Annotated in this window: 20 protein-coding genes and 1 riboswitch; of the genes, 17 read left to right on the top strand and 3 right to left on the bottom strand. The window is 33.5% G+C overall.

Translation table 11 applies throughout. The features are described from left to right. From GMA06_RS06570 to GMA06_RS06600, 7 genes are all read left to right on the top strand, one after another. A partial coding sequence (locus tag GMA06_RS06570) for a transposase (RefSeq protein ID WP_163562093.1) occupies positions 1–209 on the top strand: 209 nt, incomplete at its 5' end. Continuing rightward, the gene (locus GMA06_RS06575) at positions 202–372 is read left to right on the top strand and encodes a hypothetical protein (protein ID WP_163562094.1); all 171 of its coding nucleotides are present in this window, start codon (positions 202–204) and stop codon (positions 370–372) included. The genes GMA06_RS06570 and GMA06_RS06575, both read left to right, overlap by 8 nt. Beyond that, positions 338–1024 (top strand): DNA repair protein RadC, encoded by a 687-nt coding sequence (gene radC / locus GMA06_RS06580; RefSeq protein ID WP_163545585.1) that lies wholly within the window; start codon positions 338–340, stop codon positions 1022–1024. Before GMA06_RS06575 ends, radC begins: the two co-directional genes overlap by 35 nt. A gap of 1 nt (position 1025) precedes the next feature. Further along, the gene (locus tag GMA06_RS06585) at positions 1026–1406 is read left to right on the top strand and encodes a hypothetical protein (protein ID WP_163545586.1); all 381 of its coding nucleotides are present in this window, start codon (positions 1026–1028) and stop codon (positions 1404–1406) included. A 2-nt stretch (positions 1407–1408) separates the two neighbouring features. Continuing rightward, positions 1409–2572 (top strand): Mbeg1-like protein, encoded by a 1164-nt coding sequence (locus GMA06_RS06590; RefSeq protein ID WP_163562095.1) that lies wholly within the window; start codon positions 1409–1411, stop codon positions 2570–2572. Beyond that, positions 2572–2766, top strand: a complete 195-nt coding sequence (locus tag GMA06_RS06595; RefSeq protein WP_163562096.1) for a hypothetical protein — start codon at positions 2572–2574, stop codon at positions 2764–2766. The genes GMA06_RS06590 and GMA06_RS06595 overlap by 1 nt, the downstream gene beginning before the upstream one ends. Before the next feature lie 16 nt (positions 2767–2782). After that, positions 2783–3082, top strand: a complete 300-nt coding sequence (locus tag GMA06_RS06600) for a hypothetical protein (RefSeq protein ID WP_163562097.1) — start codon at positions 2783–2785, stop codon at positions 3080–3082. A gap of 212 nt (positions 3083–3294) precedes the next feature. Here the strand turns inward: GMA06_RS06600 and mgtA are convergent, their stop codons facing one another. Continuing rightward, the gene (gene mgtA, locus GMA06_RS06605; protein WP_163545590.1) at positions 3295–5949 is read right to left on the bottom strand and encodes a magnesium-translocating P-type ATPase; all 2655 of its coding nucleotides are present in this window, start codon (positions 5947–5949) and stop codon (positions 3295–3297) included. A 178-nt stretch (positions 5950–6127) separates the two neighbouring features. Beyond that, positions 6128–6284, bottom strand: a riboswitch (M-box (ykoK) riboswitch). A 313-nt stretch (positions 6285–6597) separates the two neighbouring features. Here mgtA and GMA06_RS06610 point away from each other — a divergent pair. The 9 genes from GMA06_RS06610 to GMA06_RS06650 all read left to right on the top strand — a co-directional run bounded on the left by GMA06_RS06610 (position 6598) and on the right by GMA06_RS06650 (position 19683). After that, positions 6598–7560, top strand: a complete 963-nt coding sequence (locus GMA06_RS06610; protein WP_163562098.1) for a methyltransferase domain-containing protein — start codon at positions 6598–6600, stop codon at positions 7558–7560. An 11-nt stretch (positions 7561–7571) separates the two neighbouring features. Then, on the top strand, positions 7572–8657 hold the full coding sequence (locus tag GMA06_RS06615) for an ABC transporter substrate-binding protein (protein ID WP_205426263.1): 1086 nt from the start codon (positions 7572–7574) through the stop codon (positions 8655–8657). A 3-nt stretch (positions 8658–8660) separates the two neighbouring features. Next, positions 8661–9716 (top strand): iron ABC transporter permease, encoded by a 1056-nt coding sequence (locus GMA06_RS06620; protein ID WP_163562100.1) that lies wholly within the window; start codon positions 8661–8663, stop codon positions 9714–9716. 1 nt (position 9717) lies between these two features. After that, on the top strand, positions 9718–10479 hold the full coding sequence (locus tag GMA06_RS06625; protein ID WP_163562101.1) for an ABC transporter ATP-binding protein: 762 nt from the start codon (positions 9718–9720) through the stop codon (positions 10477–10479). A gap of 134 nt (positions 10480–10613) precedes the next feature. Next, a complete protein-coding gene (locus tag GMA06_RS06630) occupies positions 10614–11480 on the top strand; it encodes an NAD(P)-dependent oxidoreductase (protein ID WP_163562102.1) in 867 nt (288 codons plus the stop codon). Between the two features lie 140 nt (positions 11481–11620). After that, complete coding sequence (locus GMA06_RS06635; protein WP_163545596.1) at positions 11621–11854, top strand: YkuJ family protein; 234 nt, start codon at positions 11621–11623, stop codon at positions 11852–11854. Between the two features lie 148 nt (positions 11855–12002). Beyond that, positions 12003–12701: an O-methyltransferase gene (locus GMA06_RS06640; RefSeq protein ID WP_163545597.1), complete on the top strand. Its 699-nt coding sequence runs from the start codon at positions 12003–12005 to the stop codon at positions 12699–12701. A gap of 653 nt (positions 12702–13354) precedes the next feature. Next, positions 13355–19039, top strand: a complete 5685-nt coding sequence (locus GMA06_RS06645; protein WP_163562103.1) for a ZmpA/ZmpB/ZmpC family metallo-endopeptidase — start codon at positions 13355–13357, stop codon at positions 19037–19039. 452 nt (positions 19040–19491) lie between these two features. After that, entirely contained in the window at positions 19492–19683 is a 192-nt protein-coding gene (locus GMA06_RS06650) for a helix-turn-helix domain-containing protein (protein ID WP_163545599.1), read from the top strand. A 323-nt stretch (positions 19684–20006) separates the two neighbouring features. Here the strand turns inward: GMA06_RS06650 and GMA06_RS06655 are convergent, their stop codons facing one another. Together GMA06_RS06655 and GMA06_RS06660 are read right to left on the bottom strand one after the other, a co-directional pair. Next, positions 20007–20387, bottom strand: a complete 381-nt coding sequence (locus GMA06_RS06655) for an IS30 family transposase (RefSeq protein ID WP_163562106.1) — start codon at positions 20385–20387, stop codon at positions 20007–20009. 12 nt (positions 20388–20399) lie between these two features. Further along, positions 20400–20663 carry a hypothetical protein gene (locus GMA06_RS06660; RefSeq protein WP_163562104.1) on the bottom strand — a complete coding sequence of 88 codons (264 nt, stop codon included), beginning with the start codon at positions 20661–20663 and terminating at the stop codon, positions 20400–20402. A gap of 315 nt (positions 20664–20978) precedes the next feature. Here GMA06_RS06660 and GMA06_RS06665 point away from each other — a divergent pair, with 315 nt between their 5' ends. Continuing rightward, positions 20979–23795 (top strand): LPXTG cell wall anchor domain-containing protein, encoded by a 2817-nt coding sequence (locus tag GMA06_RS06665; RefSeq protein WP_163562105.1) that lies wholly within the window; start codon positions 20979–20981, stop codon positions 23793–23795. Positions 23796–24102: the final 307 nt, after the last annotated feature.

Consider the following 24102-nt stretch of genomic DNA (forward strand, 5'->3'; position numbering starts at 1 on the left):
TTTTTAAAACCTATCAGAATGGTATTTATCAAGCTTTTACCACACCTTATTCAAACGGTATCACAGAAGCTATCAACAATCATATTAAAGTCATCAAACGGATTGCCTATGGCTACAGACGTTTTTCCTATTTTAGATTACGTATTTTAATCATACAACACCATTCCCAATGGCAGAAAAAGAATGTGAAAAAGGTAGTGAATGGTTAATGCCATTCACTACCAACATACTCACTATTTCTCTCCACCAACACAATTTGACGAAGAGCCTTTAAATCATGATAAGAATTTTATCAAAAAAATAAGTTTTTTGCATATAGTATGTGTGGAGGGATTTCATGAGAAAGAAGATGATGAAACAGTTACCGATTGATGAACAACCTAGAGAACGGCTACTTTTATACGGTGAACAATCGCTAGCGACCCATGAATTATTAGCGATTTTATTAAGAACAGGCACAAAGGATGAAACTGTTTTACAAGTAGCACGTGATATGTTATGCCATTTTGAAGATTTATATCAATTAAAATCAGCAACTATTGAAGAATTAAAAGAAATCAATGGGATTGGATTCGTAAAAGCGATTGAAATAAAAGCAGCTATTGAACTAGGATTTAGACTTGTTACAGCACAACAATTAAAATTAGGAAAAATCATTTCTAGTCAAACAGCGGCGGATTATTTTATGCATCATATGAATGGATTAACGCAAGAACATCTTGCTGTTTTATTTTTAAATACGAAGCATGAAATTATTCAAAAGAAAAATATTTTTATTGGTTCAGCAGATAGAAGTATTGCTAATCCAAGAGATATTTATGCATTGGCATTAAAATATGGAGCAACATGTATTCTGATTGCACATAATCACCCAAGTGGACATCCAGAACCATCTCATGAAGATATTTTGTTTACGAAAAGATTGGTTTCAGCTGGAGAGATGATTGGTGTATCAGTTTTAGATCACTTAATTATTGGGCAAAAAACATATATTAGTTTGAAAGAAAGAGCGATTATTAACTAAGATGATTGTACAAAAAGAAAGAAAAATATATTACAAAAAACAAGTGATATTAGGGATAGTCGTTTTTATGATATGCTTTTTATGTATTAAAGGAATGAGTGTGAAAGACAAATGTATCAATCAATTTATCATAGCAAATCATTTGATACATCAGTATGACATGATTAAAAAAATCGAATTTATCCATTATGCGTATGATTGGAAAGTAGGATATATCTATACGGAAATAAAAATTAATGATACTTATACAGTATGTGTAGAGTTTAGTCCGGATAGAAAAAAGATTGATAGTTTATTTTATAAAAAAGATTTTAATTTGCCATTTAAGACATTATCGTCCCAACAGCAAATCCCTCAAATTATTTATTATTTAGGAGAGTAAAGATGGTACCAGATAGTGATTTTAGAAGTTTGGCAGATATTGTTTATCATGTTGATAAAAGAAAAAAAGGTAGAAAGCGTGTTGATATAGGAGATATGCTAATACTTCATCAAACTTATCAAGTGTTAGACATACAGGATAATCAAGAAAATGGTATGCAAGCGATGGCTGTTTCTCCATTAAATGACTATGAGCGTATTGTCATTGCTTATGCAGGTACAAATACTGATGATATACACGATACAAATACTGATGTACAAAGCTTTATCAACGGTAATGATGCACTATTGGTAACGCATCAAAAAGATCAGCATTATCCCTATGTTACCACTAGTCAATTTCAAACGGCACTTTCTTTTCAACAGCGTATCAAAGAACATTTTCCAAATGCGACAATAACAACGACAGGACATTCGTTGGGGCAGTCTTTAGCGATGTATGTTGCTTTAAAATGTGGGTATATGAACATTGGTTTTAATGGACCAGATATTAGTCCACTTATTTCAAAACAAGAGATTGCATATATGAGAATGTATAAAGAACAGTTTAAAAATTATCGAAATCCGTATGATGTGATTGGAAATATTACGGGCAATCAAACAGGTACAGCCATCTATATTGATTATGGTATATCAAGTCATGCACATGATTTGAATATGTGGCAATTTAATGATGAAAATCAACTAATTAATAAACAAGGACAGACGATGACCGTTTTTCAAACACCTTATTTACAAGAGTTGATACATTTACATGTTTTATCAGGGAAATTTGCACAAAGTGGATTAAGTAGTGATGAATATGTGTTTTTAGATACTCAACAGGCAAGTATTATTGCTAAAGGAATAAAGAATATTGTACAAGAAGCGTATATGGGAATCGAGATGTTAACACGACGATATGAGCAAAGAGTTGTTGATGAGTGGCATGGTCTATTGTCAAAATCATTCCGTCATGGTTTATCATATGACGAGGTTGTAGAATGTTATCAAGAAAATGGTGTTACTTATCAAACGATTGTGGAGGATTTAAGTATGTTTTTTAAAAATAAACAAATACAATACCAACGGTTTCAAGAAGAGTATGTATTATTAGAGCATGCGATACAAAAAGGAATACAAGAAAAAGTGGCACAAGATGCACAATTTACAAGAGTATTTAAGTAGTGGTAGATAACGATACATATTTTCAAGAAAGATTAGCTTGTTTAGACGAAAAAAGAGAACAGATGTTAGCAATTTTAAAGGCTAGAAATTGTGATAAAACTTTTTATCACATGTATCAGTATAAGATTGATGATTTATATACTCTTGAAAAACAACGCTTATATCAACAATGGAATAAAACTAGTGAGCAATAGAAAAAGGAGAATAAAATTGGAAAGTAAATTAGATGTCTTTATTCAACAAAATTTTCAAGACATACATATTACAGATATGACACTTTTTCAAAAAATGTTAGAACGACAGATTATCTCTACGTTTTATATTGATGAAATGTATCACATGAAACAAGCAATAAAGATAGACTATCAATGTGAGTTAGAACAAATATTAGATGATATGGCAAAAAAATTAGTGTTTCTTAGCGATAAAATAGATAAAACAATGAAAGGCATGTGGTCTAAAAAAGTACAAGAAACTCTTTTTGAACAAATTAAAAAATCTCGTCTATAAACAACATTATGGAAAAATATCATATAGTAAAAAGAGTCGAATCTAAAAGTGAAAAGCATGGAAAATTAGTAATTTCATATAAAGAGTTTCTGAATAGAAAAAGACTTGAAACTAATTTCTTAAAAGTGTTCATTTCAAGTCTTTTTGACTAATAAAAACCAGCTGAAACGACACTTCATAGTATCGTTTCAGCTGGTTTCTATTCCAATAGATTATAACCACTCACGGTAACGTTTAATATAGAGTGATTTTACGATTGTTACCAAAGCCATGTATAAAGCAAGAATAACAATGAGTACAATATAATAAGATAGAGGTAGTGGTACTAATTTCAATGGGCCTGCTAATTGTGTGTAAGGTAGTGCTGTTAATGTCAATGCAGCGACAAGTGAGGTAATTAACACTGATAAAGCAGGTTTTGATTGGATAAATGGCAATTTAGGTGAACGTAGCATATAAATAACCATTGTTTGTGACCACATAGATTCAATAAACCAACCTGTTTGGAAAATGAGAATGAATAATGTTGGATTTGTCAATTCATGGTAGGAAAAGCCAGTCATGGTTGGTGCAATGACATAAAAGAGTAGTATAAATGTTAAACAGTCAAAAATAGAACTAACTGGTCCAATCCATGCCATAAATTTAGTAATTGATTTTGCACTCCATGTATGTGGTTGTTTTAAAAATGATGTATCAACATTATCAAATGGTAATGCGATACAGCTTAAATCATAGATTAAATTTAGAACGATTAAATGAATGGGTGCCATTGGTAGAAATGGTAAAAAGACACTTGCAAATAAAAGTGAGAAAATATTACCAAAGTTTGAACTAACAGTCATTTTAATATATTTTGTCATATTCGCATAGACTTTACGTCCCTCAATTAGTCCTTTTTCAAGAACTAATAAATCTTTATCTAATAAGATAACATCAGCCACTTCTTTGGCGATATCAACAGCGGTATCAACAGAAATACCCACATCGGCAACTTTCATAGATAAAGCATCATTGATACCATCTCCCATGTAGCCTACTTTATGATTTTTTTCTTTAAGCAAGCGAATAATACGTGCTTTTTGTTCAGGAGATAATTTAGCAAAAATCGTTGTTTCTTCAACTAAGCCTGCTAATGTAGCGTCGTCCATTTGTTCGATTTGTGAACCAAGCAGAATATGATTGACATCAAGTCCTACTTTTTCACAAACTGTTTTGGTTACTTTTTCATTATCACCTGTTAAAATTTTTGTTGTAACTCCATGCTCGCGCAATGCTTGAATAGCAGGAGCAGCAGATTGTTTTGGTGGATCAAGAAAAGCTAAGTAACCCATTAACACCATATTTGATTCATCTTCTGTTGTGAAAGCATGAATATCTTCATAAGATTTATAGGCAACTCCTAAAACACGTAGACCTTGCTCATTTAACTTATCGACTTCATTTAAAATTGTTTCACGTACGTTTTCTGTTAAAGGAATAATGTTTTCACTATCTTGTACATAAGAAGAAATGGATAACATTTCTTCTAAAGCGCCTTTTGTTACCATACGAATATGTTCTTTTTTGTCTTTAACAATAACGCTCATACGACGACGCTCAAAGTCAAAAGGTAATTCATCAATTTTGGCATAGTAAGTGTTTAAATTTTGTAAATGTTCGTGTGTTAATGATTCTTTTTCAGTTCGCTGAATAATGGCATGATCTAGTAAATTTTTTAATCCTGTTTGATAGTAACTATTTAAATAGGCTTGTTCTAAGACGTCTAAATCTAATTCAGCATGAATATTTAAAGGATATTCTAAAATAATTTCATCTTGTGTTAATGTTCCTGTTTTATCTGTACATAAAATATCAATAGCACCTAAGTCTTGAATGGCATTTAGTTTTTTGATGATAACTTTTTCTTTTGCCATAATTATAGACCCTTTAGCTAAACTAGCTGTAATAATCATTGGCAACATCTCAGGAGTTAGTCCTACACCAACACTTAACGCAAAGACACCTGCTTCAATCCAATCTCCATCTGTTAGCCCATTTATGACAAAGACAACCGGAACAAGAACAAGCATCAATCGAATAAGTAACCAAGAAATACTATTCATTTCTTTTTCAAAACTTGTTGGTTCATCAATATTTTGTAATGTTTGTTCAACACTTCCAATCATTGTGTCATTTCCGGTCGCTAAAATCAAAGCAGTAGCACTTCCACTGACAACATTTGTTCCCATAAATGCTAAATGCTCTATTTCCAGTAACGAAGTATCAACGGTATCCATAGGAGAGAGGAGAGCACGTTTTTCAATCGCATCACTTTCACCAGTTAGACTAGATTGTTGCACAAAGAAATCTCTTGTTTCTAATAATAAAACGTCAGCAGGCAGCATATCTCCAGCACTTAATTTGATGATGTCACCCACAACTAAATCATCAATCGGTATTTCTAATTGTTTCCCATTTCTGATAACAGTAGCTGTATTGATAATGAGCTGAGATAAATTACTAGATGCTTTATCACTTTTGAGTTCTTGAATAAAGCGAATAGCACCTGATAACAGCACAAGTAAAATAATGATGATAAATGTTGTTGGATCTTTTTCTCCACTTGGTGCAAGCCATACATTCGTCACAAGTGAGACAAACGCAATCACTAAAAGGATAATCGTAAACGGATTGATAATAGATTCGTATATTTTCTTCCATAAAGGTGTTTCATTTGTCTTTGTAATAATATTACTACCATATTCTTCGCGATTGTTTTCTATTTGTGTGTCCGTCAATCCAGTAGACGTTGTGTCAAATAAACGATAAACCTCTTGAATAGGTTGTGTTAATGCTAGAAGCATTCTTTCTTTAATTGTTTGCATTTTTTCACCTCAATATAGTCTATTTTAGTTTTAATGCTTACAAAATGGCAGGAAAATGCCATTTTATGTAGGCACCTAAAAACATCATCTTGCTTGTTGTATGCATCATCTGGCATTTTCCTCACCTCCTTAAAAAATAAAAAAATCTTATTATCGAACGACAATAAGATGACAAATAGCGCCATATTCATCGTTCAAGCTTTAACATCACAGGGCAATGAAATTACATTAGTCATCGCCTTAACGACAATCACTGCTGACCAACGAATAGTGTCTCCACTATTTTGCGGTAGTAATCCGTATCCCTGTGGTAGTCTCACCTACCGATACTTTATATAAATAAGTATACCTTATAACATCAAAAAGTCAAAGAAAAACGCTTTATTTTTTGCAAAACGGAATTTTTATGAAATGTAACGTTTTATATTGAAATGATTACTATTTTATAGTAGAATAAAAGAGCACAACGATGTGTTTTCAACTTATCATAATAGCGATGAGGCTACAAAAATGCTACCATTCCTGATCTTTGTAGTCTTTTTGCTGTTTTCTGATCAGTATCGTTGTTTTAAAGTACGATGACTTTAAAATAACGATTTTTTATTGAAAACATCACGTCAGTATGTAGTAAAGGAGGTAATAAAAGATATGCCAATATACGATTGTGGTAGGTGTGGATTTATTTATAATTCATTCGAAGGAGATACAAAAAATGGAGTGCCTAAGCATACTGAATTAAACGATTTAAAATCAACGCTTTGCTCAATGTGTGGCATGAGTGAAAAAAAACGCTATATCCGACCTGCAACAGATTATAAAGGTTTAGAAGCACAGTGTTACTATTTATTTTCTGGTAAGTCCTCACCACTTAAATATGAGATAGATGAATTAGAAAATAAATATATCCTTGATGTCGGTGCAGGTTTTGGACGTGTCGGTGTACCATTTTTAGAATATGGCTCACATGTCACATTACTTGAAAAGAGTAAAGAAATGCTTGAAAAAATACCCCAACATATTCTTGATAAAGTAACCGTTATTCAAGAGGATATTTTAAAAGTAGATTTACCAAAAGAGCAGTACGATGTCATCATTGCTGCTGACGGATTTCTTCAACATTTTACACCAAAGCAACAATGTATTATTGTTGAAAAATTAATGTACTCGCTTAAAAAGCAAGGGCAACTCATTTTAGAAGTGTTTATTCCAAATGATATGGCTATTTCTGTTGAAAAAGTCAAAGAGGCAAAACAAGGATTGTATTTTTTTTATCGAGCAAAAGCAACCTTACATTTACCAACAAAAGAAATACAAACAGATATTTCTATTCAAGAATGTATGGATAATGAAGTCATCAATCAATACCGTTTCATTCGCTTATTGTATTTGATTTTACCTGATGATATTCCGTGCTTATTAGAAAGAGCAGGTATTACGTATACAAGTTTAGTCAAAGAAAGATTTGATACGGCAGGATTGATACAAGAGAATTTAATCAATGCGAGTGGTATTGAGAAGAAAATAAAAAAAGATTGGATACAGGGTGGATATCCATTCTCAACAAGTGATACCAATCAAGTGAATTGGTTTAGATTTACCATTGAAAAATAGAGGAGATAATGATGAAAAAATTTGTAAAATTAACAACAACTTTAGCTTTAGTAGCCTTATTAGGTGCATGTCAACAAAATGGAGAAAGTGCTAGAAAAAATGCATCGGAAATTCAAAAAGAAAATACCGTGCAAAATGCAAATACAAAAGCAAGTATGGGAGAAGGAAAAACACAGTATCCATTAACAATTAAAACATGGGGATCAGATGGAAGTGAATTGGAAACAGTGTATACAAAATCTCCAGAGAAAGTATTAGCTGTTTATCAAGGAAGTATCGAAACATTACTTGCTTTAGGGTTAGAAGACAGAATTGTCGCTGCATCTGGATTAGATAATGCTGTACCAGAAAATCAAAAAGCAGGTTTCTCTAAATTGAATTACTTAACAGAATTTGCACCATCTCTTGAAAAAGCAACTTCTTTAGAACCAGATATGATTTTTTCATGGGGGTCTTTATTCGGTGAAAAAACATTAGGAAATGCAAAAGACTGGGTAGACAAAAAAGTAAATATTTACGTTAACAGCAATACACGTCGTGTGAAAGACGGTGAAAAACGTATTAGTACATTAGAAAATGAATACACAGATATTTTAAATATCGGTAAAATTTTTGATGTACAATCAAAAGCAGAAGCAATTGTAAAAGATATGCAAGATACAATTAAAAAAGTGATTGATAAAACAAAAGACATGAAAGAAAAACCAAGTGTTTTAGTACTTGAAAATGAAAAAGATGCATTTAGAAACTACGGTAGTAATACACTAGGTGGAGATATGGTGACTAAATTAGGTGGTCAATTAAAAAATGCTGATGTTGCAAAATTAGGAAAAGAAGACTTAATTGCTGCTAACCCAGATGTGATTTTTGTTGTTTACATGCCTTATGAAGGAGATGACGCAGAAAAAGTAAAACAAGAGAATTTAGATAAAATCTTAAAAGATGAATCATTAGCAAGTTTAAATGCCATTAAAAATAAACGTGTTGTTCCAATCTTTTTAAGTGAAATGTATGCAAGTGCAACAAGAACAAAAGACGGTATTATCTCTTTTGCTAAAGGATTATATCCAAGTATTGACTTAGGAATGGATAAATAATCTATGAACAAACAAAAACGATTAGCAAAACCAATTCTATGGGCAATCATTTTATTTGTGGGCCTAATTGTTTCGATTTTAACAGCTATCACATTCGGAAATGCTGATTTATCCATTTCCGATGTGTATAGCGTAATAGGTTATGAGTTATTTCACTTTGAACAATTTCAAGCATTTGCTACAGGTGCAACGCACGACATTGTTTGGCTCATTCGTTTTCCAAGGGTTATACTCGCTCTAACGATTGGTATGGGACTTTCAGTATGTGGCGTGGTCATGCAATCTGTTGTGAAAAATCCTCTAGCAGATCCTTATATTTTAGGGATTTCATCAGGAGCCTCTTTTGGTGCAACACTCGCTATACTATTTGGTATTGGGTCTGTATTCGGTGCAAATGCAGTTGGTGTTATGGCATTTATTGGAGCGTTGATTACCTCTCTTCTTGTGTTGCTACTAGCAAACTTAGGAGGTCGAACAAATTTAACAAAAATCATTTTATCAGGATTAGCTGTCAGTGCGATTTGTTCGGCATTTTCTAATTTTGTGATTTATATTGCCAATGACAAAAGTGCCACTGTTCAAATTATGTTTTGGCTTATGGGTAGTATGGCAAGTGCAAAATGGCACATCATTGCAGTGGTGCTGCCTATTATGTTAGTAGGTACACTTGTTTTTTGGTCTCAGTACCGACAATTAAATGTTATGCTATTAGGAGATGACACCGCCATTACATTGGGAATGAACACACAGCAATTAAGACGCTGGTATATTATTTTATCTTCTTTAATGGTGGGATTTGCTGTATATGCAGCAGGGGTTATTGGATTTGTAGGATTAGTCATTCCACATGCTGTACGTCTAGTATTTGGTAGCGACCATAAATACGTTATTCCGTTCAGTGCATTAGTCGGCTCTATTTTTGTGATATGGGCAGATGTTATGTCACGGATTGTATTAAGAAACTCTGAAATGCCTATTGGTATTTTGATTTCATTGATAGGTGCACCTTGCTTTATTTTTCTCATGATACGCCATACACATCGTGCAGGAGGTAAATAAAATGCAAGTACAAACAGACAAAGTAAATGTTATCTATGATAAAACGCCCATTTTACACGACATTACATTACAAGCAAAAGAAAATCAATTTATCGGATTGATTGGTCCAAATGGTAGTGGTAAATCCACACTGCTCAAATGCATTTATCGTACATTGGATGTCAATAGTGGCACGATTTTGTTAGATGGCACACCTATTCATCAATTCAGTTATAAAGAAACTGCAAAAAAAATGGCTGTTGTGGCACAACACAATCAATACCAATTCGATTTTACAGTACAAGACATCGTGTTAATGGGAAGAACACCTTATAAGAGTATGTTTGACAAAGAAACTGAAGAAGATTATCGTATTATGGAGCATGCACTAACACTTGTGGACATGTTAGCGTATAAAGACCGAGAATTTTCAACATTATCAGGCGGCGAACAACAACGTGTTATTTTAGCAAGAGCCTTAACACAACAACCATCATGTTTAATTTTAGATGAACCAACTAATCACTTGGATATCAAACATCAACTCATGCTATTACAAACGGTCAAAAAATTAGATATGACTGTTATTGCAGCTATACACGACTTGAATATGGCTGCAATGTATTGTGACATTATTTACGTCCTTTATCAAGGACGTATCGTAGCTGTGGGCACTCCAAAAGAGGTACTAACAAAAGAGTTAATTAAAGACGTTTATCAAGTAAATACAGATATAATCACTGATAAAAACGGACATTTACACATTTTATTTTTAGATGATTAAAATAAACACTCCAAACAGACTGTTTGGGGTGTTTTTGAGCATATATATGTCTACGCCTGATTTTTAAAAGGATAGAATCGGTTTGATTTTATTCTCACGTATCTTATGATAAAATATCCTTAGAGGTGAAAAAAATGAATATTGGTTTTATTGGATTAGGTGTTATGGGTAAATCAATCGTATCCCATTTGTTAAATGCAGAGCATCATGTTGTGGTGTATACACGCACAAAAGAAAGTGCACAAGAGGCATTGGATAAAGGTGCTGTTTGGACAGAAACTCCTGCTCAAGTGACAAAGCAAGTTGATATTGTCATGACAATGGTGGGGTATCCAAGTGATGTTGAGGAAGTATATTTTGGCGGAAACGGTATTTTTTCTGTTGATATAACAGGAAAAATTTTAATTGATTTAACAACTAGTACACCACGACTCGCAAAAAGAATTTATGAAGAAGCTGTTAAAAGAAGTGCAAATGCATTAGATGCACCTGTTTCAGGAGGAGATATTGGTGCAAAAAATGGCACACTGACGACAATGGTTGGAGGCGATCAAGAAGTCTTTGAAAAAGTGGAATTATTGTTAGGTGTTTTTTCAAGTAAAGTACGTTTACAAGGAGAATCTGGTGCCGGACAACATACAAAAATGGCAAATCAAATTATGATTGCAGGTACAATGACAGGTATGACAGAACTACTGGTATATGCAAAAGCAGCAGGATTAAGTCTTGAGCAAGTACTAGATACAGTTGGAGCAGGCAGTGCTGCAAACTGGTCTTTAACCAACTACGCACCTCGAGTTTTAAAAGACGATTTTGCAGCAGGGTTTTATGCGAAGCACTTTTTAAAAGACTTGCGTATTGCTTTAGATGAGGCAAATGAAATGGGGGTTGACTTACCTGCGACTCAAACAGCGGAACGTGTTTATGCACAATTAGTTGAAGCAGGATACGGTGATTTAGGCACACAAAGTCTTATTAAAATGTATACAAATCATGCGTAAATAAGTAAATTTATTTTTTTATAAAAAAAATAGTATTAAATCAAGTCATTTTCTGTTAAAATAAGTCTAGTCAGTTAGTGATATGATATAAATGAAATATTGGTTAAGAAAGCAATATTTGAAAGAGGAGTGAACAGAATATGAAGTCATCACAACTAGCAGCGATTATTCGTCGCTTGGAAGCAATGGTTGAGGATACATCTGATGTCGAAACAAGACGTTTTGAAAAAGACGGTGTTGAAAAATGTGTTGTACGTTATAATCATGAAACAGAAAGCTTTGAATTAGAAGAAACAGGAACAAATCAACCTTATCAGTTTGATGAATTAGATTTAGTAGCGATTGAAATTTTTGAATTATTACAAGACGCATAATCATAAAAAAAGTAAGAGGTACAGACATCATTTATAGAAATTTATTTTTAAAATGTCTATACCTCTTTTTGTATACCTTCTTTTAATAAGTTAATATATAAAAAGTGTTTAGTAAAATAAACATATCATAAAGAAAAGTGAGTGAGTTATGAAAAAAAACGAGATGATGGATAGGCCAATTGTACAATCTAATATCGTTACCTATATGAGAGAAAAACAAAGAAAATTTACTGGAATTGTTGGAGAAATAGAAGCGTATGCCAATGAACGACGTATTCCGATTATTCCACACGAAACAGCTGTTTTTTTAGATTTTTTATTAGGGCAACTAAAACCTGAAAAGATTTTAGAAATTGGAGCAGCGATTGGATTTTCAGGCTTGTTAATGGCACAGCATCTATCACCAAATGGGCATTTGACAACGATTGATAGATTTGACGTCATGATTGAGCGAGCAAAAGCAAATTTTGAGCGTTCGGATATGTCTGATAAAATTACGTTATTGGAAGGCGATGCAGAACACGTTTTACCAACGCTAACAGAACAATACGATGTGATTTTTATGGATAGTGCTAAATCAAAATATTATGATTTTCTTCCACATTGTATCCGATTGTTAAAAGTCGGAGGTGTTTTAATTGTAGATGATATTTTTCAAGGTGGTACGATTTTAGATGATATTGAAACTATTCCTCGTCGTGTTAGAAAAATTCATCGTCGCTTAAATCAATTTTTAGATTTGGTACAAACACATCCAGATTTAAAATCAACTTTACTTCCATTGGGAGATGGTATTGTTTTAATTGAAAAAAAATCAGAGGTTCATATTGAATTGGAAAAGGAATAACTATAAAGTTAAGTTTCATTGAAATCAATCAGTGGATACAATTTCACGAAATAAATAGCGTTAATATAAAGAAATTTAGTCGTTTTTGAGTTTGAAATTATTATGAAAGCATGTTGTTTATTCAAATCATTATCAAATGCGAAGATGTAAAATTATCAAAATATAATCATTTTGGAAGAAAGTTTAAAGATGATTTAACTTGTATATTAAATGATTATATCAGATACAATGTATATGTTTTTAGACATATTTTATAGCAATAACGATTTGATTGGGTTAAACTTTGATGGCAGTATTTCTGTTTGATAAATATTTTAACATGATAATGTGAATAAGTGTGGCAAGGGGGTATCTAAATTCCTTTAATGAAGTGTTTAGAACTCCCTTTGTTTTTTCTTCTTATTACTTATCGTTGTACTGATTGTTGTCTATAAAATATTTATCTGTTAATGTTCATCATTTTCTTGTATAATCATTCGTGAGAAATATCTCCTTTTTTAATTGCAGTCATTCAAACAGATGTTTCTCTTTTTTGTCGATTGTTATACACAAAATGATGTTGGTGGATTTACCTCTACAAACACAATTATTTTGGAACAAAGTAAATAGTACATTATGTAACTTTGAGTAAAATGAAAGGAATAGAAAAGAATATGAAAGAATTTTATAGGCGGGTTAGCCGCTTTTCAATACGAAAACTCTCAATAGGTGTAGCTTCTGTTTTATTGGGGACGAGTTTTTTAGCTGCTGCATCACCAGAAATGGTACATGCAGAGGAAACAATAAAGTCAAAAATCACGTATCATTATGTTAGTGAGGAAGAATTAACTGATGATGAGAAAGCTTTGATTATTAGTGCTTTGCCGTCTGATAAAGTGACGGGAGATACGACTTATTACATGGTTTATCGTCCGGATACAAATAGAACTCTGCCAAATACAGGTGAAGAATGGTCAACACTTGTGGCGGGAGCAGGGGTCACATTGTTGGTGTGTGCCTTAACTTTTCTTCGTAAGAAGAAAAAATGGGTCGTGACAGTATTGTTAGTTACTACCTTAGGACAAGTTGTTGTAGTGCCAAATGCATCTGCATTGACTCACAATTTATTTGCAAATCTTACACAAGAGTTTAGCTTGCCAAATGGTGCGCTTTTACCTGAAACAGTTCGTGACATTGAAGGTTATCGCTTTATCGGTTATATCATTGACAAAAATTCTAAAGTAGATAGAGAAACATTAGAGCAGACGAATGTGGCTATCTCAGAAGAAACGGTCACTCAAGATACAGTAAATACGACTGAAATACCAAAAGTACCTAAGAATCCAGAAATAGTGAATACCCCTGAAGTCCCAACACAACCGGAAATTTCAGAAGAAGAAACACCGACTAGTTCAGAAACTTCGACGGATACGCCAACGGAAACGGAAGTACCAAATGAGTCAACTACTGGAGAAACAGAAAGTTCAGATACAGGTAATGCACCTGTAACACCAACGCAACCAGAAAATCCGAAAGAAGAAAAACCAACTGGTACAGAAACTACAACAGAAACGCCAACGGAAACGGAAGTACCAAATGAGTCAACTACTGGAGAAACAGAAAGTCCAGAAACAGATAATGCACCTGTAACACCAACGCAACCAGAAAATCCGGAAGAAGAAATGCCGACTGGTACAGAAACTACAACAGAAACGCCAACAGAAACAGAAGTGCCAAATGGGTCAACTACTGGAGAAACAGAAAGTCCAGATACAGATAGTGTACCGACAACACCAACTCAACCAGAAAATTCGGAAGAAGAAACAACGACTGGTACAGAAACTACAACAGAAACGCCAACGGAAACAGAAGTGCCAAATGGGTCAACTACTGGAGAAACAGAAAGTTCAGATACAGGTAATGCACCTGTAACACCAACGCAACCAGAAAATTCGGAAGAAGAAACACCAACTGGTACAGAAACTACAACAGATACGCCAACAGAAATGCCAGAACCAGAGAAACATCATGATGTTTTAGGGGGAGAGGTGCTGACAGTTACGAAGCCTTTGGCGCCAATTGAGTTAATGGTTTCAGTAGATAAATTAGACAAAGGTCTACAAAAAGAAGTTGATACAACGAAAAAAACACCAACAAGTATTGCTGCCTATGAGACTGCAAAACAAAATGCACTACGAATCTTGGAAGAGGCAAATGCTAAAATTGTAGATCCAACAACCAGTGCAGAAGCCATTGCCGAGGAAAAACTGAAAGTAGAAGAAGCATTTAGAAAACTGGAGGAAGCAGAAGCTGCTTTAGAAAATGTATCGCTTACGAAGCCAGTCTTAGAATTGCAGACATTAGATAAGCAAGAAAAAGACAAGTCGATTCGAGTGCAGTATCAATTAACAGATCCTGATGCTACTTTTATTTCTGCTACTGCTCAAATTTATTCGGAAGATAAGTTGGTGAAAGAAGTTCAACTTTCAGAAAGAGATTTAGCTGGAGTTGATATTTCAGGATTAGACTATTATGTGGATTACAAATTAAAAACGACTTTTGAGTATGCAACATTAGCTGAAAATGCGCGTGAAACACTTTCAAATATTGAATCCTTTGTCTTAGAACGTAAGCAGATTGAATTAAAAAATTTACGTGACTTATCACTATATACTTACCGAAATGGTATCAAAACAAAAGTTATTAGTTTATCAGAAATTGGTCCTATAGATGAATATTTTGCAAGCTTTATATCAGAAAGTGGTAAGGAAGTTCAATTACCAATCAAGGAAATTATAGCTCAAGATAATGGCTTTAAAGTGGTAGCGACTCACCCTGAACTTGTGAAACTTAATGAAACAGATGAGTATGAAGATAATTACAGTTTTATTGTTAGTCGATTGGCACCAGCGAAAAATGATATCTATACTTCTTTTAAAGATTTGATTACCTCAATCAACGCTAATCCAAGTGGAGTATTTACTTTAGGAGCTGATTTGAGTGCTGGAGAGATGGAAGTTCCAGTTTCTAGTTACGTGACGGTTCCGTTTACAGGTACTTTAAATGGATTGTATGACGGTAAAAATTACACGATTTATGACTTGAAGGCATCTCTGTTTGAAACAACTATGAATGCCACTTTACAAAATCTTAATTTATCTAATGTTAACATTCAATCACCAAAAGCAAATGTAGGTGCTCTTGTTAATCAAGCAACTAGCACGCAGATTGAAAATGTAGCGATTGAGGGCAGCATTACAGCTCCTTATAATGTTGCTGGATTGGTTTATTCAGCACAATCGAATACAAATATCCGTAATGTAGATCTTAACATGAAAATCACTACAACAGCGACTGATACAGAAATGAAATCGGGTGGTCTTGTAGGACAAATTGGTAACAGTAACATTCAAAAAGTACATGCAAATGTCATGATTGATACTAAAGTAAAAGCAGCACAAGACTTTGGTGGAGTTCTAGGTATTGCTACAAACAATGTGAATGTATCAGATGTCTATGTCGAAGGAGCATTGGAAAATAAAGGTGGTGGCCGAGTTGGAGCGATTAGTGGAAGTGCAGGTCGTGCAGTCTTTAATCGAATCGTATCGGCAATTCCTGTAACAAATGGTTCTACTTTAAATGGATCGGGCGATGGTATCAATGCAACAGAGATTTATGGCGTTGAAGGGAAATCGACTGCCAATGTTAAGTCTGGAAAAGTAAATTTAATTTCTCCAGAAGCCGCAGCAGAAAAAGTGAACGAAATGGGAATAACAGCTACTTTATCTGATAAAGAAACTTTGGTTGGGCAAAGTTCTAAAATGATCGATTATAGTAACTTACCTCATTATGAATCGGCACGAGAGATGGCTTATCGTAATACCGAAAAACTTTTACCGTTTTATAATCGTGAGTATATTGTGAAGCAAGGGAATAAGATTGATACATCAAGTAAGTTGTATACAACAAAACTAGTGTCGATTGTCCCAATGAAAGATAATGAAGTCATTGCTAACCTTTATAAAAATAAGGAAGGAATCAATCGTTTGCTTTTAAACTATGCAGACGGTACAGTAGAATACTTAGATATTACTCCAGGTTCAGCTTTTGCAGCTAATACGATTCAAGAATATGGAATCAATGGAACTGAATTGCTCTATACACCAGAACAATTTATAATATCCCCAGCAGAAGTTATTGAAACAGCAATGAAACGAGTAGAGGGATTAACGTATTTCTCAGATGATGTTTGGAAAGTAACTCAAGGTCATCCAGAAAGAGTGTCTGATAGTCCAAGTCTTGAACCACTTGAAAAATATCAAAATGATATTTTAGAAGTACTATATTTAAAAGATGTCTTTAAGAAAGTGAATGACCGTGCACAAGATATTTTTGAAGCAGCACTTTCTCAAAGTGTAGCTGGAGATTTTACTTCAATACCGTTAAAAGAACAGATGAAGGATTATATGAAAAAGAATGCTGTTGCAATTCTTGTAGGAGCAAGTTACCTCAATCGACTCTATAATATTCAATTTGACGAGATGAATGTTGGAGAATTGGTAACTTTCTATCAAAATTTCTTCGGTACGCAAGTAAATAGTTTAGAATGGCTAGCAAATCTTGGCCGTATGGGAAATGATGCACTCGATATTAAGAATAATCCGGTAACGTATACAAAATGGATTGCCCCAGTATCTGGATATGAGAATCTTCGTGATTATCTAAGTGCTTATCGTACACGTTTTACGAAGCTTAATGAAAATGATTGGTTTAAGTCTGCGACAAAAGCGTATATCGTAGAAGTACAATCAAAAGAAGTACCAAATCAAATGTATCAAGTATACGACCAGCTTAATCGTATAGATCATCCTCGTATGATTTTGCCACTCTTAAACTTGACATCTGAAGGAATTTATATCATGAGTAATATGACAACTTTATCTTTTGGTATGTATGATCGTTATATGGATATGTCGCTTAAAGAAACGAATCCTGATAAATATGCAAGTGAATTAAAACGTGTCAACAATCTGGTGGATTATTTTGCTAAAATACAAGGAGATCATTTTGATTTCTGGTATCGAATGGCTAGACCAGAAGTTAAAGCACTTATGTATAGTAGAAGTAATATGCCAATTCCGTCATGGGACGGTTACTCTATTCCTCGATTCGATAACAAGCCAGCTTATTGGATGCCGAAGTTTGGAGAAGGAGCATCAAGCCGTATGACAGACTTCTTTGCACCAATTGGTAAACACTATATGCCAAACGGTGTTGGTGCATATGCAACCGGTAGCTTAGTTCACTATGTAATTGATAATATGCTTAGCCAGTATGGTCAATCTGTCTTCACTCATGAAATGACTCATAATATGGATGGGACGGTTTATCTTGGTGGATATGGGCGTAGAGAATTCTTTGGTGCAGAAGTTTATGCTCAAGGACTTCTACAATCGACAACATCAGCAACTAATCCGATTTTTGCACTCAATACAAATATAGACTTCTCTATTGCAGAAGATGGAAAATATGCAAACAATCGTGTTCATAACTTATCACCAGAACGTTTCCAAACCCAAGCAGACTTGAAAGAATACCTTCAAGGTCGTATGGATGTGATTTATACTCTTGAAGCTTTGGAAGGAAATGCTTTAGTGAAATTAGCCAAAGAAGACCAAGCATTGTTCTATAAGAAAATTGAACGTATCAATGACATCGGGGAGTCGAGAATCCGTCAACTAAGTGTAGAAGATTTAGAATCTCTCACTTTAGAAAGTGTTGATAATTTGGTAGAAAATGATATTCTGCTTGGTGTTCATGGACTTCATGGTAATAAAGAGAAGATTAGTAAAAATGGTTATGACATCGAACATTTATTTGCTGCGAACTATAGTGGTTTGACGAATCCAAATGGATCTTCAGATACTTTGAGTATTAAACGTTTGAGTAACGAATTACTAGCTGAAACAGGTTATGAAGGCTTTGTTGCTTATTTATCGAATCAATACCGTGCTGAAGCTCGAGCTGCAGGTAAAGTATTTAATGATGAGTATATTCTTAAGAAAATTACCAATGATGAGTTTTCAAATTTCCATGACTTTAAAAAAGCAATGTACAAACGTCGTCTAGATAAAGTTAATCAGCTGAAACCAGTTACCTTTACGTATAATCAGAAAACTTATACAGCAGATGAAGCAACATTAAATAAATTGATAAATGATGCTATTCAAGCGGATTTGGTCGCATTAAAGGCTCAGAAAGCAACACCAAATCTACTTGCACTTAAAGAAGCGATTTTCAAAGCGTATCTTTTAGATACGAATGACTTTAGAGATTCGATTTATCAAAACTCTAATTAAGTCAGTGAATTTTTGCAAAATAGATAAGTTAAAATATGGCTCTATGTCAAATAGGGTTGATAGCTCATAAAGATAGTGATTTAACAGATGTTAAGTCACTATCTTTTTATTTTAAGTCACAATGATGTACGGCCTCTACAATATGAAAAGAAGCAATACTGATACGTGCGTTAGGAAATACATGCTGAGATAACTGAATATAAGGTAAAATATATCAATCATGATAGTTTTAGTAGAGTTTTATATGAAATTAGGGTTGCTAGATTATGCCATCAACCCTAAAAATATATAATCATTAAATATCCTATGAGATGCTTTTTTGTATCACTGGTTAACTTAATTCAATAATTTACTATAGTTGAGATTTTAATAGTTATTTATTGGCAACCAAAAAAGAATTTGGTAATATAAAACTAACCAAAAGAGAATAACTTAGAAAAAGACACTTATTTATGAACAATAGAATAGCAGAATTTAGAAAATTATTAGGTTTATCACAGCACAGACTTGCAAAATTAGTAGGACTAAAAAGGCACTCGATAATGTCATATGAAAATAAAACAAAAATACCAAACATAAAAGTAGCTTATGAAATTAGTAAAATTTTAAATAAAGATATTAAGGAAGTGTTTATTTTTGAATAAAAATTTTAGGAGATGTGTTGAAAAGAAAATGTTTATTTTAAAATATAAATCTACAATAGGAGTATTTTTTGCAACTTTGATTTTTGTTTTTTTAAAACGTTTGATGCTTATAGATTCTTTTGCAATCACTTTTTTTACATTTTTATTTGAACTTTTTTTTAATTCTAAAAAAAAATAGCATAAGATGCATAATGAATATTTAGTTGATACGTAATATTAAGTGAGATTATTGCTTTAATAATAAATTATATAATTAAGTTAGCCACCTCAGGTAAATCATAAGGACATACATAGTTAAATAATTTACGTGGATAACGATTTATTCATTGTTCAACAGCCGTTACTTCGTTAGGAGTAACGGTTGTTGTGCCTTTTGGGAACCATCGTCTAATCAATCGATTTGCATTTTCGTTACTACCTCGTTCATAAGAAGAGAATGGATGTGCATCATAAATAGGACAAGTGATGGCTTCGTCTAATCTTAAAAATTCAGAACCATTATCAGCTGTTAAAGACCGGATTAAATAGTCTTGTTGAATAGACGTCAAAGCGGTGTTCACACTTTGAGCCGTTTTATCAAGAATCAGACGAATGATTTCATAGCGTGTTTTTCTGTCTGTTAATGTCAATAATTGTTGTCCACGTTTCTTGTTTAAAATCACTAAATCTATTTCAAAATGCCCAATTTCTTTTCTCTCATTAATGTTTTGTGGTCGCTATTCGATAGAGAGGGCATTAGTCTTTCTTGGTGGTCGTTTTTCAGTTGATATTATCGGTTTATGTTTTCTAGGATAAAGTAAATATTTACGCAAAATACCTGTAATCCATCCTTTGTATACCCATGTGTAAATCGTTGTACAAGAGGGCATATCAGGTAGTTGACTAATCATTTCAGGGGAATATTTATCCATGATTTTTTCTCTGATGAGGGCTTCTTTTTCTACCGTCCACGTATCTGTTCTACCTATGGCTAAACGCAAACGATGATAATTGTTTTGTGCCGTTTGTGTTATAGTATTCTTGCATCTCTTGGTATCCTTTTTTTGTTGTTACTAAAAGTATATCCTATGAGATACTTTTTTTGTACTACTGGCTAACTTAATTATATAATTTACTAAATAAATATTATTGTTAAATGTTGTATTTTTCTTATTATATTTATGTTATAATAATATAATTAAATCTATGCTTTTTAAGATGAACAAATTTTAAGAAGAAAGGTAACAAGGAGTACTATGAAATAAAAATAATTGTTGTAGAGGTAGTAGAAGTAAAACATCGGAAAGGAGATTATTATGTTTCGTCAAAAAAAATATCGATATTACAATGTTTCACAAACGAAACAACGTTTTACGATTAAAAAATTTAAATTTGGAGTTACGTCTGTACTGCTGGGACTTACTTTTTTAGGTGTCGGAGGATATCAAGTACTCGCGAATGAAAGCGATTCAAAAGTGGAAGCGACACAAAGTAATACATCACCGAATACCACAAGTGTAAATAGTGAAGAATTGCTTAGTACGACTTCAATGACAGAAGAACGAAAACAAGAGACAGACCAAGAATCAGTATTAAACACGGAGAAAATAAATTCATCACTTACTACTTATTCTACAATAGGGTCAGAAGAGTATAATCCTAGACTTTTATTATTATCAAATGGAGTACCATCTGATAATGTTCATTCTCTTGGAGGTGGTGTCGATGTTACACCTTTAGAAGCTAAAAATTTAGGCGATGGCTTTGTTGAATATTCTTATCAAGTTTCTGTTCAAGCGATTGTTAGTAGTGATCATATTCAAACGTCAGGTACTGTTCATGTTGCTCTACCTGGATTTGGACAAGATGTTAAATTTACTCAAATTGGTACCTATGATGGAGAGTTATTAAAAGATAATGCAGAGTTTAGTCCGTTTGAGTTATTACATGCGCGAATGACTGCATCAAAAAACGTTGAGGTTCCATTGGGTATTACCCATTCGATTGAAGCATTTAATAAAACTCAAGAAGAACGGCACGCACAACGCGAAGCAAATAATTATGATTACATCACAGGTTCTTCGCTTGCATTTAATGAGGAAATAGAGTTGCGTAAAGCAAAAGGGATGTTGGATTTGCCAAACGCTGTAATCTTTACTGGGTATACTCAAAGTGGTTTTAATCCAGCGGTTGATGTGTTTGATGATAAAGATAGTTCAAATCCAGCAAAAACTATTGAAGAAAATATTGCTAAATATGAAAATCTGCCGAATACCATCAAGAACTATGTTTTTTCTACATACAGTGGTGGTCATCCGATGGCAGTTAAAGTAAGTTTCAAAGTGAAAGAAGAGCAAGCATTAAAGACACCAAATTTACCATTATGGTCTGCATTAGCGTGGCGAGCATTTAATGAAGGTGGGATTGCATCGTATAAAACTGAGGCTCAAAATCTATATGATTTTGATAATGGAGCAAAAGCTGCAGCATTTGTAGCAAATCCTGAAACGATTAAAGATAATCAATTTGATAAGCATGGACTTTATGGAGCAGATACTGGTGTAACAGCTTACACTGGTGATTGGCGTCTTATTGGAACCGATATTACAAAAGCAAATTTTAACTATGTGTCTAACTTTAACCTTACAAGCAATCTAGCAGTAACCTATTTTGCTCCGCGGACAGAGGATGTAAGAGATATAGCTGTTGTACGCTATGAAACAAAGCCAGATACACAACCACAAGATATTCAACCGAATCCAGACTCAGTTAGCCCTGTAGAGTCTCAGCCGACTGATAATATTCACACACTTGGTGGGGGTGTTGATGTTACACCTCTTGAAGCGAGGGATTTAGGTGACGGCTTTGTTGAATATTCTTATCAAATATCTGTTCAAGCTGTTCAAAGTAGTGACCATATCCAAACGGCAAACACCCTTCATGTTGCACTACCTGGAATTGGGCAAGATGTCACATTTACTCAAATTGGAACTTACAATAAAGATGATCTAGGAATAGATGAGTATGACAAGGATAAATTACGTGAAAGACGTTTGAAAGCTTCAAAAGATGTAGAAGTGCCATTAGGTGTTACGACTTCTATGGCAGAGTTTGAAAAAACACAGGAAGAGAGACTAGCTTTATTAAAAGCAAATAATAAAGAAAATTATTTCCAATATACTTCTTTAGCATGGAATGAAGAAATAGAATTACGTAAGGCTCGAGGTTTGGATACATTGCCAAACGCTATTGTCTTTGCAGGTCTTTCAAAAAATGAATACAATGCAGAAGCCGATAGTCCTAGAGATTATGATAATATTCTAGAATTAGGGACAATCGAGGAACAAATTGAAAAATATGGCGATAGACCAAATATGATAAAAAACTATCTGCTTTCTGCAGAAGGTATAGGTCATCCTTTAGCGTTGAGAATTAGTTTTAAAGTATCTAAGGAGCAAGCTTTAAAAATACGGAATTTACCATTATGGGCTTCAATTGCTTGGCGTTCATTCGCTGAAGGATATATTGGTAGTTATGATAATGGATCACAAAGTCTGTATGATTATCCTGGTGGTAGAATGTCAGCGCAATTTATTTCTTATCCAGAACATATTCATAAAGAACAGTTTGATAAGAATGGACTTTATGGTACGACTGCTGGTGTGACCCGTTATACGGGAGATTGGCGTTTTATTGGTAATGATGTGTCACAAAGTTCGTTTAACTATGCGGCTATTTATAATTTAAGAAGTAATCTTGCTGTGACTTATTTTGCTCCGATTGATGAAGATTTAAGAGATATTGCTGTTGTGCGTTTTGAAGAACAGTCGGAAACCACAGAAGAACCAAATGAAAAGGTGGAAAAACCGACGGAGGATCAGACAGAAACGCCAACGCCAAATGAAACACCTAACGAACCAGTAAAACCAGGTGAAAAGATAGAGCAACCAAAGAATCCAACAGGTAAAACAACATCTAGTGAAGCATTGCCACCAAAACAACCAATGGAACAAAAAGTAGCTCAGTTATTACCAAAAACGGGTGAAACAGAAAATCGATTCTTTAGTGTTGCGATGTTAGCCATTGTGTCTTCAATTAGTTTACTATTTGGAACTAAGAAAAAACAAAATTAGATTTTAAGAAAAATATAATATATCTATAATTACGGGATATTATTATATAAGTTAGCAAAAAATCTAATAATATAGAACTGATTTTAGGTGGTGAATGGCATTAGCCATTCACTGCCTTTTTCTTGTTCTTTAACTCCGTCGAGAATAGAGTTGTAGAATCAAGATGCATAGTCTATAAAATGGCTCTTCGTCAAATTGTGTTGGTGGAGAGAAATAGTGAGTATGTTGGTAGTGAATGGCATTAACCATTCACTACCTTTTTCACATTCTTTTTCTGCCACTGAGAATGGTGTTGTATGATTAAAAT

This window comes from Granulicatella sp. zg-84, assembly GCF_010892375.1.
GTDB lineage: Bacteria > Bacillota > Bacilli > Lactobacillales > Aerococcaceae > WM01.